The following is a 19,120-nucleotide window of genomic DNA, read 5'->3' as shown; positions in this document are numbered from 1 at the left end:
TTCAGCCAAAATCTAAAATCCAAAATTCACTTACCGATTAACCGCTGCAGCTTCCCGCGCTGCTGCTGCTTGATCTGGGTGAATACCCAAGCGGGTAAGATTAATCCTACCTTTATTATCTATCTCGCGCACCTTGACAATTACTTCGTCACCAACTGCGACTTCATCCTCAACTTTGCCCACTCGGTAGTCAGCTAGTTGAGAAATGTGGATCATCCCTTCTTTCCCAGGAAGAAATTCCACAAAAGCGCCTATAGGTATAATTCGAGTTACACGTCCCTCATAAACATCACCCTCATTCAGCTTGCGCGTCATGCCCTGAATAATATTCCGTGCTTTTTTCGCTTTGGTTTCATCCAGAGCGGAAATCGTCACAGTACCATCATCTTCAATGTCAATTTTAGCACCAGTTTCTTCCGTGATGCCCTTAATTGTCTTACCTCCAGGTCCAATTACCAAACCAATCATGTCAGGATCGATCTTGATAGTTAAAAGACGTGGAGCAAAAGGTGACATTTCGCTACGCGGTTGAGCAATTGCTTGCAGCATTTTTTCGAGAATGTGCAACCGTGCTGCTTTTGCTTGATGGACTGCTTGGGCGATAATCTCCAAAGATAGACCAGAGATTTTCATATCCATTTGTAAGGCAGTGATTCCACTGTCTGTGCCGGCTACTTTGAAGTCCATATCACCAAGAAAGTCTTCGATGCCCTGAATGTCCGTGAGGACTCGTACCTCTTCGCCTTCCTTAATCAAACCCATTGCCGCACCGCTGACTGGTTTGGAAATAGGTACGCCTGCATCCATTAACGCCAGTGTAGAAGCGCACACCGAACCCATCGAAGTAGAACCGTTGGAAGAAAGTACTTCCGATACAACCCGAATTACGTAGGGGAATTGTTCTTTGGATGGTAGAACTGGTAGTAGCGATCGCTCTGCCAACGCGCCATGACCTATTTCCCTACGTCCTGGCGCACGTAAGGGTTTCGTTTCCCCTACCGAGAACGGGGGGAAGTTATAGTGGTGCATGTAGCGCTTTTGTTGGTCTTGTTGCAAGTCATCGCTCAGATATTGCATATCTCCGGGTGTACCGAGAGTACAAGCGGATAATACCTGAGTTAGTCCCCGGTTAAATAAACCGCAACCGTGAATTCGCTTAGGCAAAAAGTCAACCAGACAAGAAACCGGACGTACTTCATCAAGTTTACGACCATCAACGCGCACGTTATCTTCAACGATTTGACGGCGCATTAACTTTTTCGTAATGTCTTTGAAAGTATTATCTACTGCCTTACTATTTTTAGCTGCGGCAGTACGAATCGGATCTTCTTCTGGTAGTTCAGCGATCTTTGCAACAACGGTATCTTTGATTGCATCTAAAGCTTTGTCGCGTTCTGGTTTGCTTAAATCAAATTGCGACAGAATTTTCTTGATCTCATTTGATGAGCGCTCTTTGAGGTAGTCTTCTAAAGTTGAATCTACCTCTGGTGGTGCATCTTGGATAATTTCCAACCCTAATTCGGCAATCAAGTCTTGCTGTGCTTTGATTAAATCCTGCACTGCTTCATAGCCAAATTCAATTGCTTCAATGATGTCTCGCTCTGGCAATTGATTAGCTCCTGCTTCCACCATGATTACACCTTCTAGCGATCCTGCCACTATCAGGTCTAAATCTCCAGCTTCAACTTCTGCATAAGTGGGGTTAATAATAAAATCATCCCCCACCAAACCAACACGCACTGCTGCCATTGGTCCATTAAAAGGAATGCCAGCTAAGATAGTGGCTATAGAAGCACCTGTTACCGCTAATACATCTGGTGGCACTTGCTCATCCATTGAAAGCGTCAATGCTACAACTTGTAGGTCGTCTCTCAACCAAGATGGGAACAAAGGACGTAATGGACGGTCAATCAAACGGCTAGTGAGAATTGCTCTTTCTGGTGGACGCCCTTCCCGTCGCAATAATCCTCCAGGTATTCTACCTGCTGCATACAATCTTTCTTCATAATCTACTGTCAGGGGAAGAAAATCAACGCCGTCTCTGGCTGCTGATCGTGTAGCCGTCACCAAAACTGCTGTGTCCCCAGATTGTATCAACACTGATCCTCCAGCCTGGGGAGCTAGTTGACCAACCTTCAGTCGAATATCCCGTCCGTCAAAGGATATTGACTTTTCAAATTCTCCCATTCAGTTTTTTTTCCTTCTCTTTCACTATTCTCTCTCTGTGGCAATCCTAACATTTATGCACGTTTGTCGTGGAGGCAGTTACATACAAAGATAAATAATTTCACCACACCCCCGGAGGACGTGGTGTGCCTGGTTGCTTTGAAAACAGTTCTACAAATTTAGGAATTGAGCAAAATAAATCAAGTTTTCATGTATCTTAGGATATATCTGTTCTCGTACTCAGCATTAAACAGAATCAACCGCCTAGAACTTTGCTGCCCACTCTAGATCAAAAACTCGATCACCTCTTACCTCTGTCTACTCTGCGCCTCTGCGGTTAAATAAATTACTTTTTCACCGCACCAGGGATAGAGAGCGCAGAGGAAAATGTTTATAATACTTAATTATTAGCAATAATTTAAGATGATAAAAGCATGATTCAAAGCTTTAAATTAGGCAAAATTTTGAGTAGTTAAGAAATGGCAATTTTACATGGTACTTGGTTACTAAAAAATCAGGGTGGCTGCTTATTTATTTGGGGCGAAACTTGGCGAACTAGAGAAGATAGTTTTGCTCAGAACACTTTAAGACAAGTGTCACCACATCCATTGGCAATGACACCAGCGGAAATAAGCTCATTATTGCACAAGCACAACCTGCTTAAAGGCGCTACTGATATTATACCAAAAGACACGCAAACAATTGCCTTACCAACTTATATTCAAGAAAGTGATAGTAAGACATTATCAATATTTCCAACGTATTCTGTCATAATAGACACCCCCGATGAAACAGAAAAGACAGAAACTATCCAATATCTACAACCTTGGTTGATTGAGGGTTATTGCCTCAACCCTAATGATACGATCAAATTACTTACCTCTCTACCGCTAAATAGCGCTAATGGAAATTCCTTTTTAGGTGGAGATTTACGCTTTTGGGCGCAGATTTCGCGATGGAGTTTGGATTTAATTTCACGATGTAAATTTTTACCAACTCTCCAAAAGCAAGCAGATAACTTGATCACTGCCAAATGGCAAGCACTTTTAGATAGTGCTGTAGACGGAACCCGTTTAGAGAAATTTTCTCGGTTAATGCCTCTAGCTTGTCGGGTGTATCAGCAGGGGAGCATAGCCTCAGGTTTAAACCTGGGGGGGGAGGAGGGGAGAAATGATCCCATTACCTACCCAGCAGTAAATTTACCTACGAAACCGCAAGAATTGTTGCTAGGATTTCTCAACGACACAATAGATGCGCAAATCCGAGGGATGCAAGATAGTCAAGTGCTAGAGACAAGAGTGATGGCGTCAATACCTGCAACTGTGCGACAGTGGTTACAATTTTTGACAGCTACATCTAATACAGTCAATGCCAATGCGTTGGAGGTAGAACGACTAGAAGCAGCGCTCAGAGCTTGGACGATGCCAGTGCAATCCCAATTAGTCGGAACTCGCTCGTTTCGTACCTGTTTTAGACTACATCCCCCAGAGCCGGGTGAACAGGATTGGACTTTAGCGTATTTCCTCCAAGCTGCTGATGACCAAAATTTTTTGGTAGATGCAACCACAATTTGGCATCACCCGTTGGAAAGATTAGTTTATCAAAATCGGACAATTGACAATCCCCAAGAAACTTTCTTGCGCGGTTTAGGATTGGCTTCCCGCTTATATCCAATCATTGCACCTAGCTTGGAAAGTCCTAACCCACAAAGATGCTACCTTAATCCCGTGCAAGCTTATGAGTTTATTAAGTCTGTGGCGTGGCGGTTTGAGGATAGTGGTTTAGGTGTAGTTTTGCCTCCTAGTTTGGCGAATCGCGAGGGATGGGCAAATCGTTTGGGTTTGAAAGTCACCGCCCAAACACCGAAGAAACAGAAGGGACGTTTGGGTTTGCAAAGTTTGTTGAATTTTCAGTGGGAATTAGCCATTGGTGGACAAACTATTTCTAAGGCAGAGTTTGACAAACTTGTCGCCATGAATAGTCCATTAGTGGAGATTAATGGTGAGTGGGTGGAATTGCGATCGCAAGATATCAAAACAGCCAAAGCCTTTTTCGCTGCCCGCAAAGATCAAATGGCACTTTCATTAGAAGATGCTTTACGTATAAGTACTGGGGACACTCAGGCGATTGAAAAATTACCTGTAGTCAGCTTTGAAGCATCTGGGGCTTTGCAGGAGTTAATTACTGCCTTGACAAATCATCAAGCACTCAGTCCTTTACCTACCCCTACCAGCTTAGTGGGACAATTACGACCATATCAAGAACGTGGTGTTGCGTGGCTTGCTTTCCTGGAACGTTGGGGATTAGGCGCTTGTCTTGCTGACGATATGGGATTGGGTAAGTCGGTTCAATTTATCACTTTTCTCCTACACCTGAAAGAACAGGAAGTGCTGGAAAAACCTACGCTGCTTGTTTGCCCTACTTCAGTATTAGGAAACTGGGAACGAGAAGTGAAGAAATTTGCGCCTACACTGAAAGTTTTGCAGTATCACGGTGATAAACGTCCTAAAGGTAAGGCGTTTGAAGAAATAGTTAAAAAACATGATTTAATTATTACTAGTTATGCACTAGTTCAGCGAGATGTCAAGACGTTGCAAAGTGTTTCTTGGCAGGTAATAGTTTTAGATGAAGCACAAAATATCAAAAATTCAGAGGCGAAGCAATCCCAAGCTGTGCGTCAACTAGAAACTACATTTCGCATTGCTTTAACAGGAACGCCTGTAGAAAATAGACTACAAGAACTTTGGTCAATTCTAGATTTTCTCAATCCTGGGTATTTAGGAAATCGGCAATTTTTCCAGCGACGGTTTGCGATCCCAATCGAAAAGTATGGAGATACGGCTTCGTTAAGTCAATTGCGCTCATTAGTTCAACCATTTATTCTCCGACGTTTAAAAACAGACCGCGAAATTATTCAAGATTTGCCAGAAAAACAAGAAATGACAGTATTTTGTGGTCTAAGTCCCCAACAAGCAGAACTTTATCAAAAAGTAGTGGAACAATCACTGGCTGAGATTGATAATGCAGAAGGCTTGCAACGTCGAGGAATGATTTTGGCTTTATTAATTAAGCTGAAACAAATCTGCAATCACCCCGCCCAATATTTGAAAGAAAATTCATTACTTAAACATCAGTCAGGTAAACTCCAACGTCTTGTGGAAATGTTAGATGTGGCTTTGGCAGAAGGCGATCGCGCTCTAATTTTCACACAGTTTGCTGAATGGGGTAAGTTGCTCAAACCATATCTGGAACAATATTTAGGGCGAGAGACGTTATTTTTATATGGTAGTACCAGTAAAAAACAACGTGAAGAGATGGTAGATCGTTTCCAGCACGATCCCCAAGGTCCTCCGCTCATGCTTTTATCATTGAAAGCTGGTGGTGTGGGATTAAATTTAACCAGAGCAAATCATGTCTTTCACTTTGATCGATGGTGGAACCCCGCTGTAGAAAATCAAGCCACAGATAGAGTTTTTCGGATTGGTCAAACTCGTAATGTACAAGTGCATAAATTCGTTTGCTCAGGTACATTGGAAGAAAAGATTCATGACATGATTGAAAGTAAGAAACAACTAGCCGAACAAGTAGTTGGTACAGGTGAGGAATGGTTAACTGAACTAGATACAGACCAACTTCGCAATTTACTACTTCTTGACCGCGATGCAGTCATAGAAGAAGATACAGAATAATAAGATAGGGAGACAAGAGAAACTACTCCTGACTCCTGACTCCTGACTCCTGACTCCTAACTCCTAAATCATGGAAACTAATTACACTCTTCAAGCAAGTAGAGAATGGTGGTCACAACGGTGGCTGGATTTGTTAGATTCCTACCGCTTTAAAAAGCGTTTAGAACGGGCAAGAAATTACGCACGGCAAGGAAATGTTTTGAGCATAGAATTCAAAGGCGCAATAGTATTAGCTAGGGTACAAGGTAGCGAACCAGAACCTTATAAAGTTTCTCTTTCTCTTGAGCCATTTACTAGTGAACAGTGGGGTTACATAATTGAAACAATGTCGGCAAAAGCCATATTTGCAGCTAAATTATTAGCAGGGGAAATGCCACAAAATATTGAAGAAGTATTTACAGCTAATGGTCTTTCCTTATTTCCTTTTACGCTGTCTGATGTTCATAGTAAATGTTCCTGTCCTGATAAGGCTAACCCCTGTAAACATGTTGGTGCAATTTACTATCAGTTAGGCGATCGCTTTAGTGAAGATCCATTTGTACTGTTTCAATTACGAGGACGTACTAAAGAGCAAATTCTTAACGACTTACGCTCTTTACGCAGCACAAAAAATGTAGAGACGTTGCAGGCAACGTCTCTACAAAAACCTAATGTTCAAGAATCCTCCACTCATCAAGTGTCTTTAGAAATCAACACTTTTTGGGAATATAACCAACCACTAGATTCAAATCTTGTCGTCATTGCTCCATCAAGTAGCGAAACAATTTTAGATGTTTTGGGGTCAATTCCCTTAGCAAAGGAAGAAGAAAACCTCGCTAGTTCAACTGCTGCTGATGTGGTTATGAAGTATTTGGACACAGTTTACAAAGACGTAAGTCAGAAAGCTGTTGTCGCAGCCATGAACGTTGGCGGGAGCTAGTCCATTGGGAAACAAATCTTTGCAAAAATACGTATATAATTCTCCAGCAGGTCGATAAATAGTAAGTAATATTGAGACTTTAACAAACACTCTGCTGCATAGTATGATGCAAGCAAGACAAGGAGCAGGAAGAAAATCCTGTTAATGTGTAAGGACGCGATTGCTCGCGTTTTTACACATTGAAACACCAATTCTCCTAATGCTAGCTAGGGAAATGTCAAAAAAGTACAGTAATCTAGTCAAATAAATATGGAATTTAATACTAAAATGATTACCGTAGAACTTAGTGATGGCACTCATGTCAGAGTTGAGGCTACGCAAATAGGAGAACGCAAAATTAATATTCAAACCCGCTCTTTCCAAGAAATTACCGCAGCTATTGAATCACTTACCAAAGAAATTGCGACAACATTACATAAAGTTCAGCCAGTTAAAGCTACTGTAAAGTTTGGTATAGATATTAGTATTGAATCTGGCAAACTTACAGCAGTACTGGCTAAAAATGCTAGCACTGCTAATTTAGAGATTACTCTAGAATGGGAAAAATAAATGAAGATTATAGGGTTTAACCTTCCTTCTGTGGAAACACGAGTAAATTAAAACCCACTTAAATAGCGGGTTTTGCATAAATTATTTTTAAATTAGTTAAGCAACATCACTTTGAGATTGTCGGGTTGCCTCAATTAATTCTTCAAGCTTATCAATATCTTCAAGTGAATAAAATACAGGATTTGGGTCAGCTTTAATCTTATTCCATCAAAGCATGAAAGGCTTGTGTGTCATTAGCGTTGACACTAATATTCTGTTTTCGGGATTGGGTTGGCGAGGAAGCCCGTTTCGTTGCTTGGAGTTAGCGCGAAATGGTCAAGTTGTATCGGTGACGTGCCAAGAAATATTAGCAGAGTTAAAGGAAAAATTGCAACTGAAACAGAAAATGTCTGTCACCGAAGCAGCTCAAGACGTAGCTAAAATCCTTTCTTTTTCACGTTTGGTGACAATCGACAACACTCTTGAGATTGTTGTCAACGATCCTGATGATGATATGGTTTTGGAATGTGCGGTAGTGGGAGGTGCAAGTCACATTGTCACAGGCGATCGCCATCTCCTATCCTTAAACAGTTATCAGGATATTGCCATTGTCAGCGCGGTACAAAGCCAAACAACCTTGGCTCATTTAATGAACCAAGGCTGCTTGTATGCTATAGCTATTTATTATATGAGACACCTAACGATTACCACCTACGACCGCTCTGATGAAGGGTTTCGCCTTCCTTCGGTGGAAACAAAGTGGAGGAAGCGACAAAAACTCCACATCGTCAATGCCTTATATTAGCACTGTTCTCGCATCTGACGTCGCTCTCCTTCGATGCAAGACTATGGATCACAGCGGCATAACATCCATCCAGTGCTGCTTTGTTATGACTATATAATAACAACTAAGTCTGTTTGAATTAGTCACTCTGGGGAATGAAGAGTAGTTAAACTATAGTATGAGAAATTGGCAGAAAAATTTGCTTAAATATCTAGCAATTGGACTAATCTGTTTAACTATAGCTTTTTTTTACATTAATCAATATATGAAGCAAGAAGAAATGCGTATGATCATTGAGAAAGCTAGAGATGCTTGGATAGCTCAAGATGCTAACGCGATCACACAGTTATTTACCCCAAATGGGGAACTGATTGTTCCAGGGCAAAAATGGCAGGGGCAAGAAAGAATTCGCCAAGAAGTTACTAATTTTGCACTAGCTAATTACCAAGTAAAAATTGAAATTCGACGCATTATTTTTGCGGAAAATCAAGCAGCTGTTGAGTGGTACTATGAAGATACCGACAAAGCAAGTGGTCGTCGCAATCAAGCAGACGACGTGATTATGATTGATTTCCAGAATGGTTATATTAGCCGTTGGCGAGAATACTTCGACACAACAACACCAGCTAGCAACCAGAGTTAAAAGAAACCGGGTGATTCAACGAAGAGAAACCCGGTTTCTTGCCCCATTAATTAGCGTGGTTGTGAGCGTGATTATTGTTGTAGCGAACTCTTGTACCTGCCCACTGCAACTTCTCCTGTAACGTTTGATAATAAGAATTGTTTTCGCGCAGAATGATAAACTTGGCGCGAGACTCTGCCATTCTAATATCAACGCGGTTTCCGGGCCAAATTGAAGTAGCTAGTACCCCATCAGTCCACAACTTAGTACTTAAATCATAATCCCCCAAAGGCCAGATGCTAACAACAGAACCAGGAGGTAAAACTATGGGACGACTAGAAAGACTCATTGGACAAATGGGAGTGATAGTGATAGCCTCCATCCCATCGTGGATAATTGGTCCATTGGCAGAAACAGTGTAACCAGTGGAACCAGTGGGTGTAGAGATAATCAAACCATCGCCTACGTATTGATCGACTACCTCACCATCAATTTCCATTTCCAAAATTGAGGTAATCATGCGATCGGCAGAAGCTGGTTTGACACACATTTCATTTAAAGCCAAATAGACATCAGATACTGGTTCTAAATTTGTGCCGTGACCTTCATACACTGCAGCTTGTAACATCATCCGCCTTTGAATAGCATAAAGGTCTTGTGACAGGCGATCCCAAACTCGTTCAGTATCTTGAAACTCTTCCACTGACTCTGTTAAAAACCCCAAATGTCCCCCCACATTTACTCCCAAAATGGGAACACCCGCTGGGGCTAAATGTCTTGCACCAGTTAAGACTGTACCGTCGCCGCCAAGTAATAAAGCAAGATCAATTGGTTGTACAGCTGAAGCCAAAAACACTGGGTAAGGGTTATCTTTTGGTCCGCTTGGTCCCATTAATACCTGACAATGGCGATTCTCTAGTTGCTTGGCACAGATTTCTGCCCAGCGTTTACTTTGAGAATCGCGTGCTTTATAAGCAATAATTACATGCTTGAGTTCCACAGAACTACCATTTGAGAAGATTAAACTGCTCCATATCAACAGTATCACGGTTACGATAGATTGCTAGCACGATCGCCAACCCCACCGCTGCCTCTGCTGCTGCTACGGTTATCACAAATACTGTAAACACCTGACCCTTAATTAATGTTGAGTCTAGGTAGTTGGAAAAAGCCATTAAATTTAAATTAACGGCATTCAACAGTAGCTCAATTGACATTAACACTCTTACTGCATTACGGCTATTTACTAAACCATAAATGCCGATACAGAATAAAGCTGCGGCTAGTAACAAAAAGTACTGTAATTGCATGAGTTGTTAGTTGCTAATTGTTAATTGTTAATAGCTAATTGCTAATTGCTAACCTTTATACCATTAGCTATTAGCTATTAGCCATTAGATTTACTGAATATTGCGACTAGCATCACCTACTGATACCAGTTCTCTGGGACGTTCTGGCAATGTCAAAACAGGTTGCTGATTGGGAGATATTGCTTGTTCTGGCAAAAACTCACGTCGTGCCAGAATGATTGCGCCTACCATTGCTATTAACAACAAAATTGAAGCTAGTTCAAAAGGTAGTAAAAAGTCACTAAAGAAATGTTGACCGATTAAAACTATAGTGTTGTTGGCAGGGGTAGCAGTAGATAGCGTCCAAGGTGTAACTAAAATCATTGTGCTTAGTAGCACAAATAATCCCGCACTAACTACAGCTGTTAGTGCTTTCCGCAACCAAGCATTATGTAAGGGAACAAAATCTTGCCGCTTGTTTACCAACATAATGGCAAACAAAATTAGCACGTTAACTGCACCAACGTAAATTAGCAATTGGGCTGCTGCTACAAAGTCAGCATTCAACAAAAGGTATATTCCGGCGATGCTGGCAAAAACACCTGCTAGCAAAAAGGCAGAGTAAACAATGTTATCGAGCAGTACCACACCTAGTGCTGCTCCAATCATCATCACAGCCAATATCCCAAACGAAACAACCTGTACTCCTTGAGCTAGATTCACAATTTTTTGTCCTTTGTCATTTGTCGTTTGTCATTTGTCATTTGTCAAAAGTGCTTAGTTTTTTATCAATGACTAAGGACTAATGACTAATGACGTTTATTTTTCTTGCTGCACAAGATCTTCTGGACGATCGCCTGCACGAGGTGCATCTTCTGGTACATTATGAGGTTCCATGACACCTTTTGGTAAATAAACTAGTTCACGTAATGGTGTCACCATTGGGTCAAGAGTTACCTTGTAAGGTAAACGACCCAAAGCTACGTTATCATAGTTCAATTCATGGCGATCGTAAGTAGAAAGCTCGTACTCTTCTGTCATTGATAGACAGTTAGTTGGGCAATATTCCACACAGTTACCGCAGAAGATACAAACTCCGAAGTCTATGCTATAGTGGTTGAGCTTTTTCTTTTTGCTGGCTTTGTCAAATTCCCAATCCACTACAGGTAGGTTGATCGGACAAACCCTAACACAAACTTCGCAGGCAATACATTTATCAAATTCAAAGTGAATCCTACCGCGAAAACGCTCACTGAGAATTAGTTTTTCGTAAGGGTACTGCACGGTGATCGGGCGTCTACGCATGTGATCGAAGGTTACAGATAATCCTTGACCGATATAACGCCCTGCCTGCACTGCTTCTTTGGCGTAATCACCAACTTGCTTCAGGAATTTTAACATATGATCGTGTTTCTCTCTCTTGATTAGATAATTGCTAATTGTTAATAGCTAATGGATAATTGCTGAATAACTATTAGCCATTAACCATTAGCCATTAGCTCTTAGCCACCGAAGGCAACGGGAAAAGCTAGCTTCAAGGCTGCGGTTAATAGTAAGTTAACCAAACCTACTGGTAGTAAAAACTTCCATCCTAAATCTAACAATTGGTCAATGCGGACGCGGGGTACTGTCCAACGTAACAAAACTGCCAGGAAGACTAGGAAGTAAGCTTTGAGAACAGTCATTGTGATCCCCAAGGAGGCGGTTACAATCTGTAGAACCGGATTTGTTTCACTTACTCCCAACCAGCTTGCTATTAAATTGATGGGAATAGGTAAATCCCAGCCGCCCAAGTATAAAACTGTAAACAGCAAACCAGAAAGCACAAGGTTGAGATAAGAACTCAGATACAAAAGTCCGAATTTCATGCCCGAGTATTCTGTCAAATAACCTGCGACTATTTCCTCTTCAGCTTCTGGAAGGTCAAAAGGCATTCTTTCACATTCGGCAAGGGCAGCGATCCAAAAGATGATAAAACCAACTGGTTGCCGCCAAACGTTCCAACCGAGAATGCCGTAGCCAGACTGCTGATTAACAATATCAATAGTGCTGAGGCTATTAGACATCATGGCGATCGCCATCACTGACAAAGCCAAAGGAATTTCGTAACTGATTGACTGCGCTGCTGCCCGCAAACCGCCTAACAGGGAGTACTTATTATTAGACGCATAGCCTGCCATTAACAACCCAATTGGTTGAATGCTTGCCAACGCAATCCACAAAAATACCCCCATACTCACGTTGGTAATTACTATATTTTGTCCAAACGGCACGATTAAATAGGACACAAATACAGGAAGCACAACGAGAATTGGTCCGAGAGTGAACAGGAAAGCTTCTGACTTAGCTGGTGTCACATCTTCTTTAAAGACAAGCTTAAGACCATCTGCTACCGGAGCCAATAACCCAAAAGGACCTATATACTCAGGACCAATCCGCTGCTGTGCGGCTGCTGAGATTTTTCGCTCTAGCCAAGTGCTGACTAGCACTCCCACAGTTGCACCAATTAGCATTAACGTCATTGGTACAGGCATCCAAATGGCTTTGGCTGCGCCGGATGGCAGTCCCAAATCCATTAGGGATTGAATAAAAGTTCCTTGCAGATCAATTCCTGGATTCATTTTTTTCTTGAAATCATTGATTCATGTGATTTTCGACGATCACGCGTGCAAACAAATGTAAACTCTTCCCCCATTATCTTTACCTAACCAGCGGCAAAATTTAAGATTTTTTGCAATCCCCATGCTTAGTATATCGTTGGTTGGTTTTTCCTCTCGCAACGACGGAGAGATTCTGCTAATGGTATGGATTGAGGGAGAAAGGGAGTGGGGGAGAATACAAGTAAAAAGAACCAAGTTAAAGGTCAAAAGAAGAAATAATCTTTCTTTTAACTTTTAACTTTTAACGTTTGCCTACCGCTGCTCTATCGGCACATAGGCAAAGCCGTTACGACCGTTGTAAACCTGAGTGGGACGGAAAATTCTGTTTTCTGTCAGTTGTTCTTTCCAGTGTGCTAACCAACCTGCTACACGAGCGATCGCAAATACTGGTGTGAACAAATCTGTCGGAATTCCCAATTTCCTATACACCAAACCAGAGTAAAAGTCAACATTAGGATAAATCCCTTTTTGACCTAATTTTTCCTCAACCACCCGCTCCATTTCTTGGGCAATGTCGTAGTACTTATCGTGTCCAAACTTGGCAAATAGTTGTTCCGCCAAGTCTTGCAAGATCTTAGCGCGTGGGTCTTTTACCTTGTACACACGATGCCCAAAGCCCATAATCTTAGCTTTGCGTTGAAGACAATCTTCAACGTAGGGGCGTACATTCTCCACAGTGCCAATTTCTTCCAACATCTGAATTACTTCTTCATTAGCTCCACCATGAAGGGGACCCCCCAAGGTTCCCACCGCGCTAGCTACCACAGCATAAGGGTCAGTCAGCGTTGAAGCTGTTACCCTGGCACTAAAGGTAGAAGCATTCATGGTATGCTCGGCATGAAGTATCAAGCAGACATCAAAAATTCGCGCTGCTAATGGATCTGGTTCTTTCTCACTGAGCATGTACAAGAAGTTGGCAGAGTAGTCCAACTCATCACAAGGACGCACAGGGTCATTGCCTTTGCGCATCAATTGAAAAGCTGCCACCATTGTTGGAATAGTCGCCAATAAACGAACCACCGCTTCCAGAATATAAGCAGGGTTATGTAAGTCTCGACGAGAGTAAAATAAACCCAGTGCAGCCGCAGAGGCTTGCAAGGCATCCATTGGGTGACCGCTTTCTGGGAAACATTTCATCATGTCCCGAATGCGGTACTTTATACGTCTGTGATGCAGAACTTCATGCTCAAACTCTGCTAGTTCGTCCTTGTTTGGTAATTCACCCCAAATCAAAAGATAAGCAGTTTCCAGAAATGTACTTTTTTGAGCCAGTTCCTCAATTTGGATGCCACGATATTCTAGTATTCCCTTTTGCCCATCAACATAGCTAATACTGGATTGGGCGGCGGGAATGCCCTCCAAACCAGGCTTGAATTCGCACACCATCATGGCAACACCATCTGTTGTTTATTGTGAAAAGATTTGCTTTTAGGTTAACTAACCAGAAACTCTTTTTACTTCAACAGCGTCCGTTCTTTAAGAAATTAGCAAAAGAAACGTTCACCAACTGCACGCTAAATGCAGGTCTATTAAAGTAAGTACCTGGGTGGTGTCAACCAGAACATCTGACTACGACCCAAGGGGGAACCTGTTTCTGGTAGTTTTAACCCAATCATACCCGCTTTTTTCAAGTCTAAACCTGCTTTGGCTTGTCCCCAGACGAGAATTTCTGCCCAAGAACTCAAATTTGGTTCATGTCCAACTAAAGCTAGCTGAGTTTCTGCTTGATATTTACTTGGTTTTAACCAGTCTGTAACCCAATTATGGATACTACCACTAGGTAACAGATGGTTACATTCTTCCCACTGGGAACTTAGTCCAGTTGCTACTAGAATTTCTGCCGTTTGGCGAGCTCGTACAAATGGACTAGTGGCAATCAAATCAAAGTGGAAGTCCAGCTTTTTCAGCCTTTGGGCAACCTTTTCGGTTTTTTGCCGACCTTCTTTAGTTAAAGAACGCGCTTCATCGTTAACCCCATCAAGCCGTTCTTCCGCAATACCATGTCGAATTAGATATAGTTCCACTGGGTGATGCCTGGAGTTTAGATTTTGAACCAAGAAATAAATTTCTCAACCAAGAAATAAATTTCTTGGCTAAAAGCTAAAGTCAGAAGACAGCTGACTAGTAAATCTTCAAGTCCGTTAAAACGGAATTGGCGCTATAAGCCTTGAACTTCAGTTCAAGGCGGCGTGACGCTGGATGTGCTACTCAGATTGAATTGGGTTATCTCTGGGATTAACTAACCTCAAGAGCTTTTGTTTAATTTGAGAGTCGAAAACGTCCCATTTCATTTTCGCATAAGCAGAATTTTCGTTACTCCCAGATAAAAAACCCATCGGAATTTCAAATCCGCCTGCGCTAAGTCTCCCACCGCCAAAAAAGCGTCCACTGCTATCTTGTCCAAAGGCTTCTTTGATGAACTCATCAGGATCAAGAGTAAGTTTGCTGGTTCTGAGGGAACCGATAACTACTTCAAATTCTTCATCTTCGTCATGAACAATACCGTAAACTACTGCAGTGTGAACATTTTCTTCTGTCACCAAAAAATCTGCCGCTTGAGGGATGGCATCGCGGTCATCATAGCGTAAGTAACCAACACCAGCGATGGAGAAGTTGTTTTGTACAATGCGGTTTTTTAGCGATCGCTCAATTACGTCCATTACCCGTTTTGAGCGAGTTGCCTGTAGTACTGCATTCAGCAACTGGGTATCGCTAAACCTACTTAAATAAGCCGCTGCCATAAAATCTTCCTCCTGTGCTTGCATAAGTCGATCAGTATCTGACCTTAACCCATGCATCAAGGCAGTGGCACATTTTACATGTTGACTAATACTACTATCTAACGTTAATAATCCCGCTTGCAAGTACTGAGTAAAAATTGTTGCTGTTGCCCTCACCGAAGGACGAATATCAACAAATTCTGACTTAATATTTCCTTGTAAATTGTGATGATCGACAACCACTAACAGCGGTACTGCTGCCTGTTGTAAGATTGGCACTAAACCAGATGTAGTTCCTTGATTATCTACCAGTACAAAACCTTGGTAAGATGACAAATCTTTACCTTTAAGACTTTGTAATGTCCAGCGTTGAGCTGGTAAACCTGTTAATTTTACTAAGGCAATATTTTCTTGATGGGACAGTGCACCAGCATAGATAATGTCACATTTGATGTCGTATTGCTGGGCAATTAACTGGTAAGTCCAAGCCGAAGAAAGTGCATCAGGATCGGGAAAATCTTGCAGTACTACCAGTTGGCGCTCATGTCGGTGTGCTAACAACGTATGATGCAACTCTTCTAACTTTTGCTGTGTTAAAGAATTGCTTCGTTGACCGAAACAGTTGCTGTCATTAATTGATCCCATCTGCGCTTTCGCACTCGTTTCAACTGCTTCTGAGTCTATTTCTATCTCATCGGAAGTTGGGTCTGTTGTCAACGGAAAACTCTCAATTTGAGTAAGGGGAGATTTAAATTGCATAGAAAACGTTTTTGGATATGTGAGACTCCGCTTTTTTTCCTGGAATACGACAATTAGCGCTCCAATAGTTCAGCCCCACATGTACGATCTTCGCAAAAATCTAGACATATGGCAAAGTTTCTCTTTCGTCAATAGATTTTATATTATAAAAACTAATTATTAAATTATATATAATTATTGTTACAAATATATTGCTATTTTGCATAGCAATGGGTTTCCATTTTTCGACTTATTATGCTAAAGTAGCGAAGTTGGTTATAAATCCTAAAGTGCTCGCAGATTGATCTGCTAGCTCAGAGGATGACCTACTCAGCCACGTTGCGCTCATTGTCGTTAAAGGACTAAAAAAGCAATTCGTTAGTTTAAAGTCCAATAACGTACTTTTGCCATTCTTTATGTGTACCTGTTTTTAAGTGTTTACTTACCTCAAAATATAAACTGCTATAAGGTCGGCGGGGTGTATGACGTAAAAGCATATGAGCCTCGCCTGGTGTACGGCTTCCCTTATTAACGTTGCACTTGACACAGGCAGTGACAATGTTTTCCCAACTATCGCCACCACCACGCGAGCGCGGAATTACATGGTCTAAAGTCAACTCGTCCCCTGTATAACCACAGTATTGACAAGCGTGACCGTCGCGGTGCAAGATATTTCGGCGAGTTAAAGGTATCTCCTTGTAAGGCACACGCACGTAATGGCGTAACCTAATCACAGTAGGAAGCGGAAAATCAGCATAGAGTTGTTTGCTGTTGAATTCGACCCGCTCAGCTTTGCCCTTAATTAAAAGGACAACAGCTCGTCTCCAGCTCGTAATATTGAGCGGTTCGTAAGAAGCGTTTAGAACCAAAACCTTCCCCATTGATAAACGCTCAAGGATATTATTTTTACATATATTAACACATAAACCTCTCGCTTGAAAAGATGAGAAAAAATTATAGTAGAGACGCTCCACCGGAGCGTCTCTACAAAATCGACCTAATTTAAATTCTTCGGGACAAACGCGAGAACGGCAAGTATTTGTAGAGGTACAGTAAGTTTTATAAGTGTGGTTTGAGAGGAGAAATTGATGTTAAGCCATGAGCAAACCCCGGATGTTGCATCCCTTCAAGAGTGCGACACCTACGCTTGGTTTTCGCAACGTGCTTGGGTGGAAATTGATTTAGCAGCTTTATCACATAACGTGCAGCAACTGCGACAATTTTTATCACCACGTACTCAGCTAATGACAGTAGTGAAAGCAGATGCTTATGGGCATGGAGCAGTAACAGTCGCCCAAACAGCACTTGTATCAGGAGCTTCTTGGTTGGGAGTAGCCACAGTTCCAGAAGGCATTCAATTGCGCGAAGCTAAAATTACAGCGCCAATTTTAATTTTAGGCGCGACTTACACTCCAGAGCAAATACAAGCTTTAGTTCACTGGAAACTCCAGCCCACTATCACAAGTCCGAAACAAGCTCTCATATTTTCCAACGCCTTAGAAGCGATCGCTCCCAATTCTGCTGTGCCAGTACATATAAAATTAGATACGGGAATGTCTAGGTTAGGAACTGATTGGCAACAAAGTGGTGAGTTTGTGCAACTAGTACAGCGATTACCTCATTTGGAGATTAAAAGTATTTATTCCCATTTAGCCACAGCTGATGATGAAGATCCTACAGTCATGAAACAGCAGCTTGCGCGATTTGAAAGTGCGATCGCGCAAATTAAAGCTATGGGAATCAATCCATCCTGCTTGCATTTAGCAAATTCAGCCGCAACACTCACAGATAAATCACTACATTATGATATGGTGCGTGTAGGCTTATGCGTCTACGGACTTTACCCAGCCAATCATTTGGTTGAGCGAATCAACCTCAAACCTGTTTTACAAGTTAAGGCAAGAGTAACCCAAGTCAAGACTATCACAAAAGGAACTGGGGTCAGTTACGGACATCAATTTGTTGCCCAAGATGATCTCCGCCTCGCCGTTGTCGGGATAGGTTATGCTGATGGTGTTCCTCGTAATCTTTCCCAAAAAATGCAGGTACTGATTCGCGGCGAAAAAGTTCCACAAATCGGAACTATTACAATGGATCAGTTGATGTTAGATGTAAGTGCCATGCCAGATATACAAGAGGGTGAGATAGTCACTTTAATTGGGCAACAAGGCAACGAACAAATCACCGCAGAAGATTGGGCAAATCAACTCAACACGATTTCTTGGGAAATTCTCTGTTCTTTTAAGCATCGTTTGCCGCGTGTGGCGTTGATGTGAGGGTAGTCTGAATTCGGAATTCCAAATTTTGAATTCCGAGTTCTGAAAATCTCATTGCCACAAATAAAATGTTGTGATAACATAGTTAACTGACGCGGATGTGGCGGAATTGGCAGACGCGCTAGATTTAGGTTCTAGTGCCGAGAGGCGTGAAGGTTCAAGTCCTTTCATCCGCATACTTATATCAAACTTTGTCGGGTGGGCATCTTGCCTGCCCTACTTTTTTGCATTACTATGCACAAATTTTGATGGTTTGATCAGTTTTAAACCCATACTTCTCGGTTAACGATAGTGTATGTGCCAGAACCCCGGTTTCTTGGAGAAACCGGGGTTCTAATTCGGAGCAAACTATTTGGTATTAATCTGTTAAATTTTATTTCGTATAAAGTAAAACTTCGTCAATTTGACAAGCTAGCTGAATATCATATCTTGCAGATTAACCCTTTTCGGTTATCTTTTAAGTGACAGCACCTTTTTCTTCTTAAAGAAAATTTTACAGAATGTAAAAGTAAAAATACTGAATTATTATCAAAGCTAACGTTAACTTTAACCTGAGATGGGAACAATCGTATTATACTTAAGTAAGAATACTGAAAATATCAGGTTTTTCCTGGCGAAAAAGCAGTATTATTGCGGTTGTAGTTCAGTTAGGCTTACTTTGATGTCAGTGGCTAGCTTCTCTACGTTTTGTGAAAGTATCTTATGTTCCCCGTAGGAGTAAGTAAAACA

Annotated in this window: 16 protein-coding genes and 1 tRNA gene; 7 read left to right on the top strand and 10 right to left on the bottom strand. The window is 41.8% G+C overall.

Features of this window, described 5'->3' with window-relative positions; all coding sequences use genetic code 11:
• Positions 1-30: 30 nt before the first annotated feature.
• Positions 31-2,187: a polyribonucleotide nucleotidyltransferase gene (locus ICL16_RS41465; protein ID WP_190837904.1), complete on the bottom strand. Its 2,157-nt coding sequence runs from the start codon at positions 2,185-2,187 to the stop codon at positions 31-33.
• Between the two features lie 458 nt (positions 2,188-2,645).
• Here ICL16_RS41465 and ICL16_RS41460 point away from each other — a divergent pair, with 458 nt between their 5' ends.
• The 5 genes from ICL16_RS41460 (at position 2,646) to ICL16_RS41440 (ending at position 8,729) form a co-directional block, all read left to right on the top strand.
• Entirely contained in the window at positions 2,646-5,855 is a 3,210-nt protein-coding gene (locus ICL16_RS41460; RefSeq protein ID WP_190837902.1) for a DEAD/DEAH box helicase, read from the top strand.
• A gap of 70 nt (positions 5,856-5,925) precedes the next feature.
• Entirely contained in the window at positions 5,926-6,774 is an 849-nt protein-coding gene (locus tag ICL16_RS41455; RefSeq protein ID WP_190837901.1) for an SWIM zinc finger family protein, read from the top strand.
• Between the two features lie 249 nt (positions 6,775-7,023).
• A complete protein-coding gene (locus ICL16_RS41450) occupies positions 7,024-7,323 on the top strand; it encodes a CU044_2847 family protein (protein ID WP_190837899.1) in 300 nt (99 codons plus the stop codon).
• A gap of 214 nt (positions 7,324-7,537) precedes the next feature.
• Positions 7,538-8,107 carry a putative toxin-antitoxin system toxin component, PIN family gene (locus ICL16_RS41445; protein ID WP_190837897.1) on the top strand — a complete coding sequence of 190 codons (570 nt, stop codon included), beginning with the start codon at positions 7,538-7,540 and terminating at the stop codon, positions 8,105-8,107.
• Between the two features lie 244 nt (positions 8,108-8,351).
• Positions 8,352-8,729 carry a nuclear transport factor 2 family protein gene (locus ICL16_RS41440; protein WP_190837895.1) on the top strand — a complete coding sequence of 126 codons (378 nt, stop codon included), beginning with the start codon at positions 8,352-8,354 and terminating at the stop codon, positions 8,727-8,729.
• A 46-nt stretch (positions 8,730-8,775) separates the two neighbouring features.
• Here the strand turns inward: ICL16_RS41440 and ICL16_RS41435 are convergent, their stop codons facing one another.
• The 9 genes from ICL16_RS41435 to ICL16_RS41395 form a co-directional block, all read right to left on the bottom strand.
• A complete protein-coding gene (locus tag ICL16_RS41435) occupies positions 8,776-9,708 on the bottom strand; it encodes an NAD(+) kinase (RefSeq protein WP_190838224.1) in 933 nt (310 codons plus the stop codon).
• 4 nt (positions 9,709-9,712) lie between these two features.
• Complete coding sequence (gene nuoK / locus ICL16_RS41430; protein WP_190837893.1) at positions 9,713-10,018, bottom strand: NADH-quinone oxidoreductase subunit NuoK; 306 nt, start codon at positions 10,016-10,018, stop codon at positions 9,713-9,715.
• A 90-nt stretch (positions 10,019-10,108) separates the two neighbouring features.
• Positions 10,109-10,720 carry an NADH-quinone oxidoreductase subunit J gene (locus ICL16_RS41425; RefSeq protein WP_190837891.1) on the bottom strand — a complete coding sequence of 204 codons (612 nt, stop codon included), beginning with the start codon at positions 10,718-10,720 and terminating at the stop codon, positions 10,109-10,111.
• A gap of 96 nt (positions 10,721-10,816) precedes the next feature.
• Positions 10,817-11,398, bottom strand: a complete 582-nt coding sequence (gene ndhI, locus ICL16_RS41420) for an NAD(P)H-quinone oxidoreductase subunit I (RefSeq protein ID WP_190837890.1) — start codon at positions 11,396-11,398, stop codon at positions 10,817-10,819.
• Between the two features lie 101 nt (positions 11,399-11,499).
• Positions 11,500-12,618, bottom strand: a complete 1,119-nt coding sequence (gene nuoH / locus ICL16_RS41415; protein WP_190837888.1) for an NADH-quinone oxidoreductase subunit NuoH — start codon at positions 12,616-12,618, stop codon at positions 11,500-11,502.
• 291 nt (positions 12,619-12,909) lie between these two features.
• Positions 12,910-14,046 (bottom strand): citrate synthase, encoded by a 1,137-nt coding sequence (locus ICL16_RS41410; RefSeq protein ID WP_190837886.1) that lies wholly within the window; start codon positions 14,044-14,046, stop codon positions 12,910-12,912.
• Positions 14,047-14,186: 140 nt separating this feature from the next.
• The gene (gene sixA / locus ICL16_RS41405; protein WP_190837884.1) at positions 14,187-14,681 is read right to left on the bottom strand and encodes a phosphohistidine phosphatase SixA; all 495 of its coding nucleotides are present in this window, start codon (positions 14,679-14,681) and stop codon (positions 14,187-14,189) included.
• A 180-nt stretch (positions 14,682-14,861) separates the two neighbouring features.
• Positions 14,862-16,136, bottom strand: coding sequence for a DHH family phosphoesterase (locus tag ICL16_RS41400; RefSeq protein ID WP_190837882.1), 1,275 nt, complete (start codon positions 16,134-16,136; stop codon positions 14,862-14,864).
• A gap of 362 nt (positions 16,137-16,498) precedes the next feature.
• Positions 16,499-16,996 carry an HNH endonuclease gene (locus ICL16_RS41395; protein ID WP_190837880.1) on the bottom strand — a complete coding sequence of 166 codons (498 nt, stop codon included), beginning with the start codon at positions 16,994-16,996 and terminating at the stop codon, positions 16,499-16,501.
• A 207-nt stretch (positions 16,997-17,203) separates the two neighbouring features.
• Between ICL16_RS41395 and alr the strand changes: the two genes are divergently transcribed.
• Both alr and ICL16_RS41385 read left to right on the top strand, forming a co-directional pair.
• Complete coding sequence (gene alr, locus ICL16_RS41390) at positions 17,204-18,391, top strand: alanine racemase (RefSeq protein WP_190837878.1); 1,188 nt, start codon at positions 17,204-17,206, stop codon at positions 18,389-18,391.
• A 94-nt stretch (positions 18,392-18,485) separates the two neighbouring features.
• Positions 18,486-18,567: transfer RNA gene (locus ICL16_RS41385), tRNA-Leu, on the top strand.
• The last annotated feature ends 553 nt before the right edge of the window (positions 18,568-19,120 follow it).

Origin of the sequence: Iningainema tapete BLCC-T55 (assembly GCF_014698965.1) — a bacterium.
Classification (GTDB): Bacteria; Cyanobacteriota; Cyanobacteriia; order Cyanobacteriales; family Nostocaceae; genus Iningainema; species Iningainema tapete.
This window is presented reverse-complemented; position numbering and strand designations above follow the sequence as displayed.

Coding starts and splice junctions, on each gene's coding strand:
- nuoH (WP_190837888.1), bottom strand. CDS start 12,618: ATGAATCCAGGAATTGATCTGCAAGGAACTTTTATTCAATCCCTAATG.
- ICL16_RS41410 (WP_190837886.1), bottom strand. CDS start 14,046: ATGATGGTGTGCGAATTCAAGCCTGGTTTGGAGGGCATTCCCGCCGCC.
- ICL16_RS41440 (WP_190837895.1), top strand. CDS start 8,352: ATGAAGCAAGAAGAAATGCGTATGATCATTGAGAAAGCTAGAGATGCT.
- ICL16_RS41450 (WP_190837899.1), top strand. CDS start 7,024: ATGGAATTTAATACTAAAATGATTACCGTAGAACTTAGTGATGGCACT.
- ICL16_RS41445 (WP_190837897.1), top strand. CDS start 7,538: ATGAAAGGCTTGTGTGTCATTAGCGTTGACACTAATATTCTGTTTTCG.
- ICL16_RS41460 (WP_190837902.1), top strand. CDS start 2,646: ATGGCAATTTTACATGGTACTTGGTTACTAAAAAATCAGGGTGGCTGC.
- ICL16_RS41395 (WP_190837880.1), bottom strand. CDS start 16,996: ATGGGGAAGGTTTTGGTTCTAAACGCTTCTTACGAACCGCTCAATATT.
- alr (WP_190837878.1), top strand. CDS start 17,204: ATGTTAAGCCATGAGCAAACCCCGGATGTTGCATCCCTTCAAGAGTGC.
- ICL16_RS41465 (WP_190837904.1), bottom strand. CDS start 2,187: ATGGGAGAATTTGAAAAGTCAATATCCTTTGACGGACGGGATATTCGA.
- ICL16_RS41400 (WP_190837882.1), bottom strand. CDS start 16,136: ATGCAATTTAAATCTCCCCTTACTCAAATTGAGAGTTTTCCGTTGACA.
- ICL16_RS41455 (WP_190837901.1), top strand. CDS start 5,926: ATGGAAACTAATTACACTCTTCAAGCAAGTAGAGAATGGTGGTCACAA.
- ndhI (WP_190837890.1), bottom strand. CDS start 11,398: ATGTTAAAATTCCTGAAGCAAGTTGGTGATTACGCCAAAGAAGCAGTG.
- nuoK (WP_190837893.1), bottom strand. CDS start 10,018: ATGCAATTACAGTACTTTTTGTTACTAGCCGCAGCTTTATTCTGTATC.